The organism is Actinoplanes sp. NPDC051851 (assembly GCF_040681165.1).
Classification (GTDB): Bacteria; Actinomycetota; Actinomycetes; order Mycobacteriales; family Micromonosporaceae; genus Actinoplanes.
Map to the genome: position 1 here is coordinate 12,411 of NZ_JBFAYF010000022.1, position 15,366 is coordinate 27,776.

Consider the following 15,366-nt stretch of genomic DNA (forward strand, 5'->3'; position numbering starts at 1 on the left):
GGTCCGCACATTGGTCGGACAATTTCGCGGAATAGCTTTCTCTCTGCAAGCGCCGCACGGCGATGTAACGAGAGAAAGGGCATCGAGATGCCGTTCAACAACATCCTTCCGATCAAGCAGGCCGACCGGAACCAGGACCCGGCCCCGAAGCAGCGTCAGCGGAAGAACACCAAGAAGAAGGCCCTGCAGACCCCCGACCAGCAGTGGCGCTGATCATAGCCACGCTGCCGTAGCGGAGTAGGGGCCGGCCTCACCGGGCCGGCCCCACTCCGGGGGAATCGACCGGGAGAATACCGACGATGGCGGTGATGTTGGCGGGCGCGGAGAATGCGTGGCCGACGATAAAGCGATTCTGGCCACTGGCCGAGCCGGACCGGAGTCTGATATTCGCGGGTGGGGCGCTCGCCGTTCTGGCCGCCGCGGCCGAGGTGGTCGCGGTATATCTTTTCGGGGTCATCACCGACGATGTGCTGACCTCCGGTGACGTATCCGCATTCTGGGCGCCGGCGGCGACCTGGCTGGTCGTGGCGATCGTGGGCGCGGTGGCGACGTTCGTGGGCGGGTGCCTGGTGGCGCTGGCCGGCGAGCGGTTCCTGCTGCGGCTGCGGGACCGCACGTTCGCGCACGTGCAGCGGGTGCCACTGGACTTCCTCGACCAGAGCCGCCTCGGTGACCTGATGACCCGGCTCACCGACGACATCGAGTCGGTCGAGGGCTTCGTGGTGTCCGGGATGATCCGGACGGGTACCGCCCTGGTCAGCGTGGTGGCGTTCGCGACCTGCGCGTTCCTGATCCGGTGGGAGCTGGCCCTGGCGGCGTGTGCCCTGATCCCGCTCTTCTGGCTGGTCTCCACCGTGATCGGCGGCCGTTTCCAGGCCGCGGCGGCGGAGGAACGGGCCGGCAACGGCGGCATCGCCACGGTGGTCGAGGAGAGTCTCTCCAACCAGGCGGTGATCCGGGCGTACAACCGGCAGGCGGACGAGCAGGAACGGCTGCACCGCCAGGGGACGGCCTTCCTGCGGGCCCGGATGGCCGAGACCCGCCTCGGATCGATGTACGGCCCCCTGGTCGGCGTGGTCGAGACGGTCTGCGTGCTGGCCGTGCTCGGGATGGGCGCCTGGGAGCTCTCGGCCGGCCGGATCAGCCTCGGTGGCCTGCTCTCCTTCGCGGCGTACCTGGGCTACCTCTACCCGCCGATCCAGTCGCTCGGACAGTTCTCGCTGAGCGCCGCCGAGGCCGCGGCCGCGGTGGAGCGCCTGGACGACGTGCTGACCGTGCCGCCGTCGGTCGACGACCGGGACGCGCCGGACAACGGCTGGCGGGCCCGTGGCCGGGTGGACGTGGTCGACGTCGGCTTCCGGTACACCCCCACCGCCCGCCCCACCCTGGAGCGGCTCACCTTCGGCGCCGACCCGGGCGAGCTGGTACTGCTCGCCGGTCCGAGCGGGGCCGGCAAGTCGACGGTGACCAAGCTGCTGCTCCGCTTCTACGACCCGGGCGCCGGGCGCATCATGATCGACGGCGTGGACATCCGGCTGATGCCGCTGCGCACGCTCCGCTCCAACGTCACCCTGCTGCACCAGGAGAGCCAGCTCTTCTCCGGCAGCGTCTACGACAACATCGCGTACGGCCGTCCCTCCGCGAGCTCGGCGGAGGTCCTCGCCGCCGCCCGGGCCGCCGACGCGCACGACTTCGTCAGCGGGCTGCCCGAGGGGTACCGGACCGACGTGGGTCACCGCGGCCGGCTGCTCTCCGGCGGTCAGCGGCAGCGGGTGGCGATCGCCCGCGCGCTGCTCCGGGACACCCCGATCCTGGTCCTGGACGAGCCGACCACCGGCCTGGACCGGGAGTCCGCCGCCCGGATCATGGGTCCGCTGCGCCGCCTGATGTCCGGCCGTACCACCATTCTGATCACCCACGACACCCATCTGGACGTCAGCCCGACCCGTGTCGTCCACCTCCCCGCCACCCCGGCCGCCCGGCCCCCGATCGCTCCGGCCACCCGGCCACCGGCCGTCCAGAACCCGGCCGCACCGACCGGTGCGGACCCGGCCGTCGCGATCAGTCAGAAACCGGCGTCGCGGATGGGGCGGCATCCGGCCGCCGGAGCGATCCCGGCTGAGGTCTCGCGCTTCATCGGCCGCGCCGAGACGCCCGGCATCGTCCGCCCGTCCCCGGCCGCCGCGACCCCGTCCCCACCCCAACGCTGAGCGTCTCGCCCCCGCGTCCGTCCGGCCGGGGTGTGTGGGAGTTCGGTCCCGCTCCGCGCGTCTCATCCCCACGCCGGGGTCGCCGGGGAACTCGACCAGCGATGGTGAACTCCCGCCGCCCCGGCAGGCCGTGATGGTCAGTAGCGGAAGGTGCCGACGGTCACCCGGAGGTCGTCGACGACCGTCGAGATGGTGGCGGTGTTCCGGGCCGCCTCGGAGGCCGCCTCGGACGTGCTGGAGGCGCCGCCGGCGACCTGGGTGATGTTGCCGGCGATCAGGGTGGCCCCGTCGGCGGCCTCGCTGACGCTGCGGGCCATCTCGGTGGTGGTGGCGGTCTGCTCCTCGACCGCCGAGGCGATCGTGGTGGAGAAGTCGCTGATCTTGGTGACGATCTCGCCGATGGTGCTGATCGCCTCGACCGCGGCGGTGGTGCCGGTCTGGATCGAGGCGACCCGCTGGGTGATGTCCTCGGTCGCCTTCGCGGTCTCCTGGGCCAGCTCCTTGACCTCGCCGGCCACCACCGCGAAGCCCTTGCCGGACTCGCCCGCGCGGGCCGCCTCGATGGTGGCGTTCAGCGCGAGCAGGTTGGTCTGCTCGGCGATGCTGGTGATCAGGCCGACCACGTTCTCGATCTCGGTGCTCGCGGTGGCCAGCGCGGAGACCGTCTCGCGGGCCGAGGCGGCGATGCCGACCGCGGTGTTCGCCACCTGGGCGGCCTCGGCGGCGCTGACCGCGATCTCCCGGATCGAGGCGTTCATCTCCTCGCTGCCGGCCGAGAGCGTGGAGATGTTCCGGGAGACGTCCTCGGCGGCGTTGGTGGCGGCCGCGGCCTGCCCGTTCGTCTCGCCCGCGTTCGCCGACATCTGGGTGGTCATCGCGCTCAGCGTGTGCACCGAGTCGCCCAGCGTCTCGGCGGCGCCGGCCATCTGCTGGACCAGTCGCTGCACCCGCTCGATGAACCGGTTGACCGCCTGGGCCACCTCGCCGGTCTCGTCGCGCGCGGTCTCCGGCAGCCGGGCGGTCAGGTCGCCGTCGCCCTCGGCGATGTCCTGCATGCGCTGCCGCAGCCCGCCCAGCGCCCGGCGGATGCTCTGTACCAGGTAGTACCCCAGGGCGCCGAGCAGCACCACCGCGATCACCAGCATCACGATGACCACGATCCGGGTCTGGGTGGCGTTGTCGGCCGCGTTCGTATCGCCCTCGGTCACCGCGGTGGCCAGGTCGGCCCGCATCGTGGTGATCTCCTCGCTGAGCGCGGACGACTTGGTCTTGTCGTCGTTGATCAGGCTCTTCGCCGTGCTGCTCTGCGGGCTGACGCTCTTCGCCGAGGTCATCTTCGTCTCCACCGAGTCCAGGTACGTCTGGTAGTCGGTGGAGAGCTGATTGAGCGCCGAGGTGACCGCGGACGGCAGGCTCAGCTCGCCGATCGCGGTGAAGTCGGCGGCCGAGGTCTCCTTGACGCTGGTCAGCTGGGTGTCGGCCGCGGTGCGCTCGGTCTCCGTGGTGGCCAGCACCGCCCAGGAGAGCGCGAGGCTGGCCAGGTTCTGCTGCATGTCCAGGTCGATCAGCTTGGCGTTCGCGCCGTTCAGGTCGGACTGATCGCCGGCGAGCGAGCGCAGGGTGGCGACCGAGCGGACCGCGACGATCCCGAGCACCGCCAGCATCGCCACGGCCAGGGTCACCAGCACGGTGATCTTGAGGGCGATGGTGGGCCGGAGACGGCCGGAGAGTGGAACCGAGGCTGCGGACATCGCGGCTCCCCGCGTTCGTGACGATGGTGTCGAAGCAACAGCACAACACGAGCCGGTCGCACCCTGCGGCGGAAACCGGAAAGCGGCGGCGGCCGGGAACCGGATGGCAACGCAGCGGAACCGGACCGCAACCGGACCCGCCTCAACCCGCCCGGCGCGCCACCGATTCATAGCGGTACCTGCGGGGTCACCCGCGGTGGGCGGGTCCGGCCGGTGTCCCCTCGGCGGTTCGGGCCCGCCCGGCGGACACGGGCGACGGGAGGGCCAGCCGTGACCCAGGGACTGCGGATCGGCGCGGACGCCGAGAAGATGATCGTCGCGGTGTGCCCCGTGAAGACCTATCCGTTGCGGTCGTACCCGGTGAAGGCGCGAACCGGACGGCTGCGCCGGCAGCGGACCGGGACGGTGACCGAGCTCCTGCCCGTGCCGCCGACCGGGCGGGGCCGGGACGCCCGGGTGACCACCGCCGCCCGCCTCGCGCTGCCGCTGCTCTTCCTCTGTGCCTTCCTCGGCGCCGCCGGCCTCAGCTGGTGGCTGCCCGCCTCGCTGAGCGTCCTGCTGATCGTGGCGGTCTGGCGGCGCCAGGCCCGTGCGGCCGCGCCGGCGGTGCTGGCCGTGCCGCGCGACACCGCGTCCCGGGTGCTCTGGACCGAGCCGGAGCGCGCCGCGTTCGGGCGGGCGCTGGCCGCCTCGCACCGGGTACGCCGTACCTGGCCCGCCCTGGCCGGCATGATCGACCCGGTGGAGGCGGATCGCTCGCTGACCCGCTCCCTCGACGAACTGGCCACCGTGCTCGCCCGCCGTCAGGAGCTGCGCCGGCTGCGCGGGAGCCTGGACGCCGTCCGGGGCGCGGACATCCCCGCCGACAGCCCGGCCCGGATCGCCGCGGACCTGCAGCGGGAGCGCGCCGACGAGCTCTGGCACGAGACCGGCGCGGCCGCGAACCGGATCATCGCGGCGATCGACGCGGCGGCCCGGGCCGGCGAGGGCTTCGCCCGGGAACTGCGGGTGGCCGCCACCGCCCGGCACGCCGAGCGCACCCTGGCCCGGGTGGCGGGCGTGCCGGCCGTGGAGAGCGGACCGGAACTGGCGGACCGTACCGCGATCGTGATCAGCGCCTATCGCGATCTAGCGGCCTGAGGAAGAGCGTTCGGGAGACGTCACTCCGGCGGGTGACTTCTGTACGGTCGTCGATGCCACTAGACTTGTCATCCGACATGTGTTCCCACGCACAGTCCCCGTGGCCGTCCCTCTCACGCAGCCCGGCGCGAGGTGGAGACCTGACGGGGCACGACGAGGTGCCGGCGCTCCCGTGGGGCGCAGCCGGCGAGCACCTCCTGCACGGATTCGGCGGCGGGCAGCCGCCAGTCCACCGACGTCGGCGGCACCACCCAGCGGACCGGTCCCTCGACCAGGCGGCTCGGCGGTGCCGGCACCCACGATCCGGCGCCGTGCCGGACGACGTCGAGGCGCAGCTCCAGTTCGGGCCGGAGCGGGGTCCCGGGGCGTACCCAGAACATCCAGCGGCCGGCCGCGGTCACCGCGACCGGTCCGGCGGCCCCGGCATGCCGGGCCGCGGCGGCGCTGCCCATCGCCGCCGGCACCTCCAGCACGTCGAACGCGCCCCCGGTGGGGAGCAGGAGGTTGTGCGGTCTGCGCCGCCACCACGCCGCCACCGTGGCGGGATCGGTGGCGGGTGGCTCGGTGATCGGATCGACGGCCGGGTGGCACCCGGTGATCCGGCAGCCGGCCCGCCCGCAGTCGAAGCGGTGACCGGACAGATAGGCGCCGGGCGTCACGGCCCAGCCGTGCGCGGCGTAGGCGAGGGCCGCCCGGCGCAGGCGGCTCCGATCGAAACGGTCGAGAATCGACGGTGGGACGAACGGCTGACGGTTGCTCCACTGCATGGCCCGACTCCCCCGGATTCGAGTGGCGGGGCCGTATCCCATCGAGACGAGTCTCGTTGGGCCCGGCAGATCCACCCTTTGCAACTTGCAAGGAAAACTACGAGCATCGGTGAGCAGGCGATCACACACGCTGTGCGATCTGGGCACACGTGAGCGGTTCACACTGCAGGTCACCGGATGGCTCACCGGCGGAGATGCCGCCGGTTGAGTGGGGGAGGCACCGTGGACGAGCTGCCGATCGGCCGCCGCGTCGCCTACTGGCGGGGCAGGCGGAAGATGTCCCAGCAGGTGTTCGCTGACCGGCTGGGCAAGAGTAAGAGCTGGGTCGACAAGGTGGAGCGCGGGGTCCGCCGACTCGACAAGTTCTCAGTGGTGTACGAGATCGCGGACGTGCTTCAGGTCGATGTCCAGCTGCTGCTGGGCAAGGAGGTGGAGCGCAAGCCGGAGGCGCAGAACTGCATCGACCAGGTTGAGGTCGAGGAGATTCGTGCCGCTTTGGAGCGGTACGACCAGATGAATGCGTTCTTCCAGGCTGTGCCGCATTCCCCACCACTGCCGGAGATGCGCAAAGCGGTCAGCCACGCCTGGCTGACCTACCAGCACGCGAAGTACGGGGTGCTGGCCCGGATGCTGCCGAAGCTGTTGCGGGACGCGCAGGCGGCGGACAGCGTCCACTCGAGCAGCGACGAGGCCTCGGACGCCGCGCACCTGCTCGGGCAGGTCTACCAGATCGCGTCCTCGGCGCTGCGGAAGGTGGGCGAGCACGAGCTCTCCTGGCTGGCGGCCGACCGATCGATCGCGGTCTCCCAGCGGGCCGGCGACCAGTTACTCGCGGGGCTGGCGAGTTACCGGGTGGGCAGCGCGCTGCTCGCGCTCGGCCGGGTCCGCCCGTCGCTCGAGGTCAACGTCAACATAGCGAACCGGCTCGGCACCGGCCTGGACCGCGCGGACGGCAAGCGCCTCTCCGTCTACGGCATGCTGCTGCTCAACGGCGCCATGTCGGCCGCCCGGATCGGCGACAGCGCCACCGTGCGCGACCTGCTGAAGGGCGCCACAGAGGCGTCACAGCAACTGGGTGGAGACTTCAACTACTACTGGACCAGCTTCGGCCCCACCAACGTCGAACTGCACCGCTGCGCCACCGCGGTCGAGCTCGGCGACGGACGGACCGCGGTGGATACGCACGAGAACATGGACAGGGTCGGTTTCCAGGCGCTTCTCCCGGAGCGGCGCGCGCACCACTACCTGGACATCGCCCGCGGCTACACGCAGATCGGCAACGTGGAGAAGGCCGGCGAGATGCTGCTGGAGGGCGACCGGCTCGCCCCCTCGGAGATCCGCTGCCGCCCGCTCGCCCACGAAGTGCTTTCCGACGTGCTCCGCCGGATGCGGGGCGCGCCGCCGGCTCCGATCGCGGAGCTGGCCGAACAGATGGGAGTCGGCGTATGAGAGGAGCCTCAAGTCCTTTTTTGGGCGGCGGGCGGGGGGTTCACGCGCGATGACGGGTAACCCCTCACCCGGTGTGCTGTACGTGCTCGTGTGCGGCTCACCGATGGCCCGGGACGTCGGGATCCTCGTCAGCCTGGCCCAGCGGGACGGCTGGGACGTCTGCGTGATCACGACTCCGGACGGCCGCAAGTTCGTCGACGTGGCGGCGTTGCAGACCCAGACCGGACATCCGGTACGCACCCACTACAAGAGCCCCGGCGACCCGGACGTACTGCCGCAGGCGGACGCGATGATCGTCGCGCCCGCCACGGTCAACACCGTCAACAAGTGGGCCGCCGGCATCACCGACACGCTCGTCCTCGGTCTGCTGGTCGAGGGGTACGGCTACGGCGTGCCGACCGCCGTGGTGCCGTACACCAACAAGATCATGGCTTTGCACCCCTCACTGCACGAGAGCCTCGCCAAGCTGCGGGACTGGGGCGTGCACGTGCTCTATGGCGAGGACGTGTGCCGTCTCGGCGGCCCCGGGCAGACCGATCGCTTCCGCGGGCAGTTCCCGTGGCGCCGTGCACTCCAGGCGGTCAGCAACCCGATCACGGCGGCGAGCCGAGTCGAGCCGGGGGCGGTTTCCTAGGGATATAGAGTTGGCGGTCGTGGCCGACCTTGACTCGATACCGACCGTTCGCCAGGTGGTCGGCGCGCTCGATGCGCGATACCCCCGGGCCTGGGCGGAGTCCTGGGACCGGGTCGGTTTGGTGCTCGGCGAGTTCGATCACCCGGTGGCCCGTGTCCTTTGCGTGGTGGACTGTGTGCCGGAGACCGTCGACGAGGCGCTCGGCGCCGGCGCCGACCTGATCATCGCCCATCACCCGCTGCTGCTGAAGCCGGTGTCGTCGATCGCCCCGGACACCTTCAAGGGGCGGATCGTGCACCGGCTGATCCGTGCCGGGGTGGCGCTCTACACCGCGCACACCAACGCCGACACCGCGAACCCGGGTGTCTCCGACGCGCTCGCCGCCCGCCTCGACCTGACCGACCTGCGCCCGCTGGTGCCCGCCGAGGGTGCGGCCGCCGGCGAGGGCCGTGGTCTGGGCCGGATCGGCGAGCTGCGCGAGGCGCTCCCGCTGGGTGAACTGGCCGCTTTCGCGGCCGCCCGGCTGCCTGCCACCCGAGGTGGGGTGCGTGCCGCCGGCGATCCTTCACTTCTGGTACGCACGCTCGCCGTCTGCGGAGGCGCGGGTGACTCGTTCCTGTCGGCCGCAGCCCGCGCGGGCGCCGACGCGTACCTCTGTGCCGATCTGCGGCATCACCCGGTGAGCGAACACCTGGCCGATGACGGCCCCGCGCTGCTCGACGTCGCACACTGGGCGAGTGAGCGCCCGTGGCTCGATGACGTCGCCGCCCGGCTGCGCGCCGAGTTCCCCGTCGACGTGCTGGTGTCCGACCTGGATACCGACCCCTGGACCGTGCACGCCGCCTCGGCCGGCGTCCACTCCGCTTCCGATGAGAAGGAGACCCATCCGTGAAGGCCGCACCGGAAGCCCAGCGACGCCTGCTCGACCTGCAGGGCGTCGACACCGCCCTGGCCAAGATCGTCCATCAGCGGAAGACGCTGCCCGAGCTCGCCGAGATCGACGCCGCCGCGCGGGAGATCTCCGCGCTCGAGGACGAGCGGGTCCGCGCCCAGGTCGCCGTCGACGACCTGGACCGGGACATCTCCCGGTTCGAGAAGGACATCGAGCAGGTCCGGCTCCGCAAGGAGAGGGACCAGAAGCGGCTGGACGCCGGCGGCTCGCTGAAGGAGGTCGAGGGTCTGCAGCACGAGCTGGCCACCCTCAATCGCCGGCAGTCCGAGCTGGAGGACGCCGAGCTGGAGCTGATGGAGCAGCGGGAGACCGCGGGTGCCGCGCTCGCCGAGGTGCAGGGCCGGCTGGCCGCGGCCGCCGGGAAGCGGACCGACGCCGAGCGCCGCCGCGAGGAGGCGACCGCCGACCTCACCAAGGAACTCGAGTTCAAGACGGCGTCCCGGGTGCCGCTCGCCGCCGACCTCCCCTCCGACCTGGTCACCCTCTACGACAAGATCCGGACGGAGACCGGCATGGGCGCGGCCCTGGTCTACGCGGGCCGCTGCGGCGCCTGCCGGATCGAGCTGTACGGCGCCGACCTGAACCGGGTCAAGTCCGCCCCCGCCGACGAGGTGGTGCGCTGCGAGGAGTGCCGGCGGATCATGGTGCGTACGTCGGAGTCCGGGCTGTGACGGACCTGCGGGTCGTCATCGAGGCGGACGGCGGCTCCCGGGGCAACCCGGGACCGGCCGGTTACGGCGCCGTGGTCCGGGACGCGGCGACCGGCGAGGTGCTGCTGGAGCGGTACGGCGCGCTCGGCACCACCACCAACAACGTCGCCGAGTACTCCGGCCTGATCGCCGGGTTGCGTGCCGCCGCCGAGCTGAACGCCGCCCGGGTCGAGGTCCGGATGGACTCCAAGCTGGTCGTCGAGCAGATGTCCGGCCGCTGGCAGATCAAGAACCCCGGCCTGCGCCCGCTGGCTGCCGAGGCCGCCGGTCTGGTCGGGAAGTTCACCGAGGTCACGTACGGGTGGATCCCGCGCGAGAAGAACCGGGCCGCCGACCAGCTCGCGAACCGGGCCATGGACGAGGCGGCCGGCCGGGTCTCCCGGGACGCCGTCGAGGTGATCACCGAACCGGCCGTGCCGGAGGCGCCGGCCCCGCGGTCGTGGGCGCCGCCGTCGCTGGAGAACGCCACCCGGATCATCCTGGTCCGGCACGGCGCCACCGCGATGACCGCACAGGGCCGGTACTCGGGTCGCGGCGACGTGCCGCTCACCGACGAGGGCGAGGCCCAGGCGATGGCGGCGGGCGGCCGCGTGGCCGGGATCAGCCGTGAGGTCCACGCCGTGCTGACCTCGCCGCTGCGCCGCTGCGTACGCACCGCCGAACTGATCGCCGCCGAGCAGGGCGGCGTCCCGGTGACGGTGATGGACGACCTGATCGAGTGTGACTTCGGGCTCTGGGAGGCCAAGACCTTCGCCGAGGTGCAGCAGGACTGGTCGGCCGAGATGACCGCTTGGCTGGAGTCGACCAGCGTCGCGCCGCCGCAGGGGGAGTCCTTCCAGAAGGTCGCCGAGCGGGTCCGGGGCGCTCTCGCCGCGGTGCTCTCCGCGTACCCGGGAAAGACCGTGGTCCTGGTCTCGCACGTCTCGCCGATCAAGCTGTTGCTCCGGGACGCGCTCGCCGCGGGCGACGCGTTCCTGCACCGCCTCTACCTGGACGCGGCCGGCATCTCCACGATGGACGTCTGGCCGGACGGCAACATCGCGGTGCGCTCGGTGAACGAGACCGCGCACCTCCGATAGCCGTTCGGCGCAGCGCTTCGCCCGTTCGGCGCACGTAGATCGCCTTTGCTCCGCCTCCCTCGTTAGCGTGACGACGACCACACACGCTGTAAGGGAGGCGGATCATGGCGGAGCCGTCGCGGAGCGATAGAAGCCCCTGGAACTGGCTGCTCATCGTGCCGATCGTGGTACCCCTGCTCACCCCGCTCTACAACCACGACGGGCCACGGGTGGCGGGCTTCCCGCTCTTCTACTGGCTGCAGTTCGCGTTCATCCTGCTCGGTGTCGGCACCACGACCCTGGTCTACCGGATGTCGAAGCGGTCCCGGAGCCGGTCATGAGCGGGCACATCACCGAGATCGTCGTCTTCACGGTCCTGTTCCTGCTGGTCAGCGGGATGGGCTTCGTCGCGGCCCGGTGGCGCGCGCCGCAGGACATGGCCCACCTCGACGAGTGGGGGCTGGGCGGCCGCAGCTTCGGCGGCTGGATCACCTGGTTCCTGATCGGCGGCGACCTGTACACCGCGTACACCTTCGTCGCGGTGCCCGCGCTGATCTTCGGCGCCGGGGCGGCCGGGTTCTTCGCGGTGCCCTACACCGTGGTGATCTACCCGCTCTTCTTCCTGATCCTGATCCGGCTCTGGTCGGTGTCGCACCGGCACGGCTTCGTCACCCCCGCCGACTTCGTCCGCAGCCGGTACGACTCACCCACGCTGGCCCTGCTGATCGCGGTCACCGGGATCGTGGCGACGATGCCGTACATCGCGCTGCAGCTGGTCGGGATCGAGGCGGTGCTCAAGACGATGGGCGTGACCGGGGAGAGCGCGTTCGCCCGGCACCTGCCGATCATCATCGCGTTCGCGATCCTGGCGGCGTACACGTACCAGTCCGGGCTGCGGGCGCCGGCGCTGATCGCGTTCGTCAAGGACACCCTGATCTACATCGTGATCCTGGTGGCGGTGCTCTACCTGCCGTACAAGCTGGGCGGCTGGGGGACGATCTTCGAGGCGGCGGACGCGAAGTTCCGGGCCTCACCGGCACCCGGCGACGGGATCATCCTGAACGCCGGCAACCAGGTGCAGTACTTCACGCTCGCCCTCGGCTCCGCGTTCGCGCTCTTCCTCTACCCGCACAGCATCACCGGCGTGCTCGCGAGCAGGAACCGGGACGTGATCAAGCGGAACATGTCCGCGCTGCCCGCGTACAGCTTCCTGCTCGGCCTGATCGCGCTGCTCGGCTACATGGCGATCGCGGCCGGGGTGAAGCCGCTGCCCGGCGCCAAGGCCGGCAGCGTGGACAGCAACACCGTGGTGCCGCTCCTCTTCGACCTGCACTTCCCGGCCTGGTTCGCCGGGGTGGCGTTCGCCGCGATCGGGATCGGCGCCCTGGTGCCCGCCGCGATCATGTCGATCGCCGCGGCCAACCTCTTCACCCGCAACATCTACAAGGAGTACCTGCGCAAGGACGCCACCCCGGCCCAGGAGGCGGGCGTCGCGAAGGTCACCTCGCTGGTCGTCAAGATCGGCGCGGTCGCCTTCATCGTCTTCCTCGACCCGCAGTTCTCCATCGACCTGCAGCTGATCGGCGGCGTGATCATCCTGCAGACCGCGCCCTCGGTGATCCTCGGCCTCTACGGCCGCTGGCTGCACCGCGGCGCGCTGATCGCCGGCTGGGCGGCCGGCATGCTGCTGGCCTTCTGGATGCTCTGGCAGATCCCGAACGCCGCCACCGGCCGGGCGCACTTCGGCGGCTCGGCGTTCGCGCTCTCCGAGTTCGGCCTCGACACGACGAAGACGATCTACGTCGGTTTCGTGGCGGTGCTGGTCAACCTGCTGGTCGCGGCGCTGGTGACGCTCGTGCTGCGGGCGGCGAAGACCCCGGAGGGGGTGGACGGCACCGCGCCGGACGACTACTTCGCGGACGAGGGCGACCCGCGTGCCGACCGCTCCACGGTGGACACGATCTCCTCGACCTGAGGGCTCCTCCGTCGCGGTCGTCGCTCAGGGGCGACCGCGACGGATCACGCCGAAAACCGTGGCGGCGGTGCCGGTCATCATCAGCAGCAGCGTGGTGATCATCTCCTGCGGGGTGATCGCCGAGGCCGGGCCGCTGATCAGGTCGAGCAGATTCTGAGCACCGGCACCGCCGGCCAGGCCGCCGATGGCCAGCGACGTCCGCTGCGCGGTCGAGTCCCGCCGGGCGAACACCAGGTGCGCGGCCTCCCGTACGTGCCGGGCCGAGACGGTGTCCAGCCCCTCCTTGCGCCCCAGCCGGATCGCCTCCCGCGCGGTCTCCAGGAAGATCCGCCGGTTCCGGGCGAGCAGTTCCCGGACCGCGCCCTCCGAGAAGTCACGGGGGTTGCCGGGCCGCCGCAGTTCCCCGGAGATCTCCCGGCGGTTCTGCTCCCGCAGCTCGTCGTCCCGCTCGGACCGGAAGGGATCAGCCCTCGGCTTCCGGTCGTCCGGTTCGGACCGGAAGGGTTCAGGCCCCGGCTCCTCGTCGTCCATCGGCGGCTCGACGTCGTCGTCGATCATCCGGGATCACCTCCCGCCCTGATCGGGATGCGCGACACCAGCTCGGCCGTCTGCAGATCCAGGCCCCGCATCAGGGCGCGCACGCCCAGCGGATCGCCCCCGGACCGCGCGAGGTGGTCGGTCCCGGCGAGCCGGTCCCGCATCAGACCGTTTCCGAAGACGTACGCATCCCCTCGGCGCCGCAGGACGAGCCGGTACTCCGCGTCCTCCAGGAAGGCGGTGAGCCGCCAGGGCAGCCGTCCCCGGGCGGCCTGCCACGCGACGGCGGTCGTCAGGTCGCCCCAGCGCGTACCCCGGAAGGCGGCCGGCGCGGCGGCCGCCACCAGGACCGCCGTGCTCGCGCAGCGCGCCAGGCCGGGATCCGGGACGGTGGCCAGGACGGCCAGGCTCGCCGCGGCCAGCGCCGCCACGACCACGGCGGCCCGGAGCAGCGCCTCGTCGCGGAGGCGATCCGGCCGGACCGGCAGCGCGGCCAGCACCACCATGACCACGAGCACCGCGATCACCGTGACCAGGGGGTTCCCGCCGCCGTCGCCGATGTCGCCGCCGCTGATTCCGGCGCCGTCGCTGATCGCGCTGCTGCTGATGCCGCCGCTGCTCAGCACCGTCCAGAGGCCGCCGCCGGCCAGTGCGGCGCCCAGCACCCGTGCCGCCGGGTGCGGCCGGCGCAGCAGGGCCAGGCCCGCCATCAGCCCGGCCGCCGCGCCGATTCCCGGCAGCGGCCCGGCCAGGCGTACGGCGGGTACCGCGAGCAGGGCCAGCACCAGGAGGCCGGTGGCCGCGCGGAGACGGGCGATCGGGGTCTCGTCGAGCACGGTATGCCAGGTCAGGACGTGGGTGCGCAGACGGGTCAGCCGGGTCGCGAGGAAGCGCAGCCAGCGCTCCGCGTGCACCGGGTTCCACCGGCGCAGGCCCGGTGCGCGGTAGGCGGCCCGCGGATAACCGTCCAGCAGGTGCCGGCACGCCTCCTCGGGGGTGCCGAAGCGGAGCAGGGCGGCGGGATCCGACTCGGGATCGGCGTACACCTGAAGTGCGATCTTGAAGGTCAGCGGGGTGGCGAAGACCTCGGCGAGCGTGGGGTCACCCGCCTCGAGACGCCGCCGGACCGGGAGCCAGCGTTGTCGCGCCGCGGCCGGGAGCCGGTCGAGCACCTCGGCGAGGAGTCCCGGCGCGAGCGGCTGTATCTCCACGACCAGCGCGGTACGCCCCGCCGGGCGGATCTCCCGGCCGGCGATCACCAGCGGCCTCTGACCGGTTCGGGACATGCTGATCGCGGTCAGCGCGGAGGGGCGTGCCTCGTCGCTCATCTCGTCCAGGCCGTCCAGCATCAGCCGGATCTCCCGGTCGACGAGCAGCGGGCCGGCCGACTCCGGGCTGATCACCGGGTACTGCCGGATCGTCTCGGCGGCCGCCCAGTCGTCGAAGGAGATGCGTACGGGATCCCAGCAGGCGAGGTTGAGCAGCACCGGGAGCGGCGTCGGCCGTTCCTCCCGGCGGCGGAGCATATGCATGGCGAGCGCGGCCAGCAGCGTGGACTTCCCGGCACCGGGTGCGCCGGTGATCAGCAGGGTCGTGGTGCCGTCGAGCAGCTCGGCGAGCGCGGCGGCGTCGGAGCCCTCCTCGCCGGTCTCGCGAACGGTCCAGCGCACCGGAAGGCGGGGGATGAAGCGTAGCCCGCTGACCGATTCCAGCGCCCACCGTTCGTCGACCGAGGCCGCGAGCCGCTTCTTGTCCCAGAAGGCCGGCTCCGGAATGGACGGTGCCGCCTTCGGGGGCCGCCCTGGCAGGAGGCGGCTCTCCCGCAGTCGGCCGGCCGCCTGGCTGCCCTGCGTGACGCCGATGGCGAAGCCGGCGACGGCGAGGATCCCGGCCGGCAGCTCCAGAATCCGGTGTTCCGGCGCGAGCAGGAGCGCGACGACACCCGCGAGGTAGCACACCACCGTTGCGAAGGGGAGGTACTGCCGGAATCTGCGGTAATCAGGCATCGCGCTTCCTCTATGTTCTTCCCGTGACGGTAGCGCTCGGTGTCGACAATCTCGACCCTCCGCGATCAATTGCCCGAGTCACCTGTTTCGCCCGACTCGCCGGGTCTGCTCCGGTAGCGTTCGGTGCGAGTTTCGTCGCTTCCTGCCCTGCCTCGTCCCGATGCCGTCCGGGCGGGG

14 protein-coding genes are annotated in these 15,366 nt (G+C 71.8%); 10 read left to right on the forward strand and 4 right to left on the reverse strand.

Annotated features, from left to right (window positions below; translation table 11 throughout):
• The first annotated feature begins 87 nt into the window (after positions 1-87).
• Complete coding sequence (locus AB0M08_RS21525) at positions 88-213, forward strand: hypothetical protein (protein ID WP_364495859.1); 126 nt, start codon at positions 88-90, stop codon at positions 211-213.
• An 86-nt stretch (positions 214-299) separates the two neighbouring features.
• On the forward strand, positions 300-2,210 hold the full coding sequence (locus AB0M08_RS21530; RefSeq protein WP_364495862.1) for an ABC transporter ATP-binding protein: 1,911 nt from the start codon (positions 300-302) through the stop codon (positions 2,208-2,210).
• Between the two features lie 137 nt (positions 2,211-2,347).
• Here AB0M08_RS21530 and AB0M08_RS21535 read toward each other — a convergent pair whose 3' ends face one another.
• Positions 2,348-3,961: a methyl-accepting chemotaxis protein gene (locus tag AB0M08_RS21535; protein ID WP_364495865.1), complete on the reverse strand. Its 1,614-nt coding sequence runs from the start codon at positions 3,959-3,961 to the stop codon at positions 2,348-2,350.
• Between the two features lie 270 nt (positions 3,962-4,231).
• On the opposite strand from AB0M08_RS21535, the gene AB0M08_RS21540 reads away from it, so the two are divergent.
• Positions 4,232-5,101, forward strand: a complete 870-nt coding sequence (locus tag AB0M08_RS21540; protein WP_364495868.1) for a hypothetical protein — start codon at positions 4,232-4,234, stop codon at positions 5,099-5,101.
• Positions 5,102-5,214: 113 nt separating this feature from the next.
• Here the strand turns inward: AB0M08_RS21540 and AB0M08_RS21545 are convergent, their stop codons facing one another.
• Positions 5,215-5,868 carry a bifunctional DNA primase/polymerase gene (locus AB0M08_RS21545; RefSeq protein ID WP_364495871.1) on the reverse strand — a complete coding sequence of 218 codons (654 nt, stop codon included), beginning with the start codon at positions 5,866-5,868 and terminating at the stop codon, positions 5,215-5,217.
• A 222-nt stretch (positions 5,869-6,090) separates the two neighbouring features.
• Here AB0M08_RS21545 and AB0M08_RS21550 point away from each other — a divergent pair, with 222 nt between their 5' ends.
• The 7 genes from AB0M08_RS21550 (at position 6,091) to mctP (ending at position 12,646) form a co-directional block, all read left to right on the forward strand.
• Complete coding sequence (locus AB0M08_RS21550; RefSeq protein ID WP_364495874.1) at positions 6,091-7,317, forward strand: helix-turn-helix domain-containing protein; 1,227 nt, start codon at positions 6,091-6,093, stop codon at positions 7,315-7,317.
• A gap of 49 nt (positions 7,318-7,366) precedes the next feature.
• Positions 7,367-7,951 (forward strand): flavoprotein, encoded by a 585-nt coding sequence (locus AB0M08_RS21555; protein ID WP_364495877.1) that lies wholly within the window; start codon positions 7,367-7,369, stop codon positions 7,949-7,951.
• A 10-nt stretch (positions 7,952-7,961) separates the two neighbouring features.
• Positions 7,962-8,843: a Nif3-like dinuclear metal center hexameric protein gene (locus AB0M08_RS21560; protein WP_364495880.1), complete on the forward strand. Its 882-nt coding sequence runs from the start codon at positions 7,962-7,964 to the stop codon at positions 8,841-8,843.
• Complete coding sequence (locus tag AB0M08_RS21565; protein WP_364495883.1) at positions 8,840-9,574, forward strand: C4-type zinc ribbon domain-containing protein; 735 nt, start codon at positions 8,840-8,842, stop codon at positions 9,572-9,574. The genes AB0M08_RS21560 and AB0M08_RS21565 overlap by 4 nt, the downstream gene beginning before the upstream one ends.
• Before the next feature lie 5 nt (positions 9,575-9,579).
• Entirely contained in the window at positions 9,580-10,692 is a 1,113-nt protein-coding gene (locus AB0M08_RS21570; protein ID WP_364496150.1) for a bifunctional RNase H/acid phosphatase, read from the forward strand.
• A 104-nt stretch (positions 10,693-10,796) separates the two neighbouring features.
• Complete coding sequence (locus AB0M08_RS21575; protein WP_364495886.1) at positions 10,797-11,012, forward strand: DUF3311 domain-containing protein; 216 nt, start codon at positions 10,797-10,799, stop codon at positions 11,010-11,012.
• The gene (gene mctP / locus AB0M08_RS21580; protein WP_364495888.1) at positions 11,009-12,646 is read left to right on the forward strand and encodes a monocarboxylate uptake permease MctP; all 1,638 of its coding nucleotides are present in this window, start codon (positions 11,009-11,011) and stop codon (positions 12,644-12,646) included. The genes AB0M08_RS21575 and mctP overlap by 4 nt, the downstream gene beginning before the upstream one ends.
• A 24-nt stretch (positions 12,647-12,670) precedes the next feature.
• On the opposite strand, the gene AB0M08_RS21585 is transcribed toward mctP, so the two are convergent.
• Together AB0M08_RS21585 and AB0M08_RS21590 are read right to left on the reverse strand one after the other, a co-directional pair.
• Positions 12,671-13,204 (reverse strand): hypothetical protein, encoded by a 534-nt coding sequence (locus tag AB0M08_RS21585; RefSeq protein WP_364495891.1) that lies wholly within the window; start codon positions 13,202-13,204, stop codon positions 12,671-12,673.
• The gene (locus AB0M08_RS21590) at positions 13,201-15,189 is read right to left on the reverse strand and encodes a hypothetical protein (protein WP_364495893.1); all 1,989 of its coding nucleotides are present in this window, start codon (positions 15,187-15,189) and stop codon (positions 13,201-13,203) included. The genes AB0M08_RS21585 and AB0M08_RS21590 overlap by 4 nt, the downstream gene beginning before the upstream one ends.
• Between the last annotated feature and the right edge of the window lie 177 nt (positions 15,190-15,366).

Coding starts and splice junctions, on each gene's coding strand:
- AB0M08_RS21545 (WP_364495871.1), bottom strand. CDS start 5,868: ATGCAGTGGAGCAACCGTCAGCCGTTCGTCCCACCGTCGATTCTCGAC.
- AB0M08_RS21535 (WP_364495865.1), bottom strand. CDS start 3,961: ATGTCCGCAGCCTCGGTTCCACTCTCCGGCCGTCTCCGGCCCACCATC.
- mctP (WP_364495888.1), top strand. CDS start 11,009: ATGAGCGGGCACATCACCGAGATCGTCGTCTTCACGGTCCTGTTCCTG.
- AB0M08_RS21585 (WP_364495891.1), bottom strand. CDS start 13,204: ATGATCGACGACGACGTCGAGCCGCCGATGGACGACGAGGAGCCGGGG.
- AB0M08_RS21530 (WP_364495862.1), top strand. CDS start 300: ATGGCGGTGATGTTGGCGGGCGCGGAGAATGCGTGGCCGACGATAAAG.
- AB0M08_RS21575 (WP_364495886.1), top strand. CDS start 10,797: ATGGCGGAGCCGTCGCGGAGCGATAGAAGCCCCTGGAACTGGCTGCTC.
- AB0M08_RS21525 (WP_364495859.1), top strand. CDS start 88: ATGCCGTTCAACAACATCCTTCCGATCAAGCAGGCCGACCGGAACCAG.
- AB0M08_RS21555 (WP_364495877.1), top strand. CDS start 7,367: ATGACGGGTAACCCCTCACCCGGTGTGCTGTACGTGCTCGTGTGCGGC.
- AB0M08_RS21590 (WP_364495893.1), bottom strand. CDS start 15,189: ATGCCTGATTACCGCAGATTCCGGCAGTACCTCCCCTTCGCAACGGTG.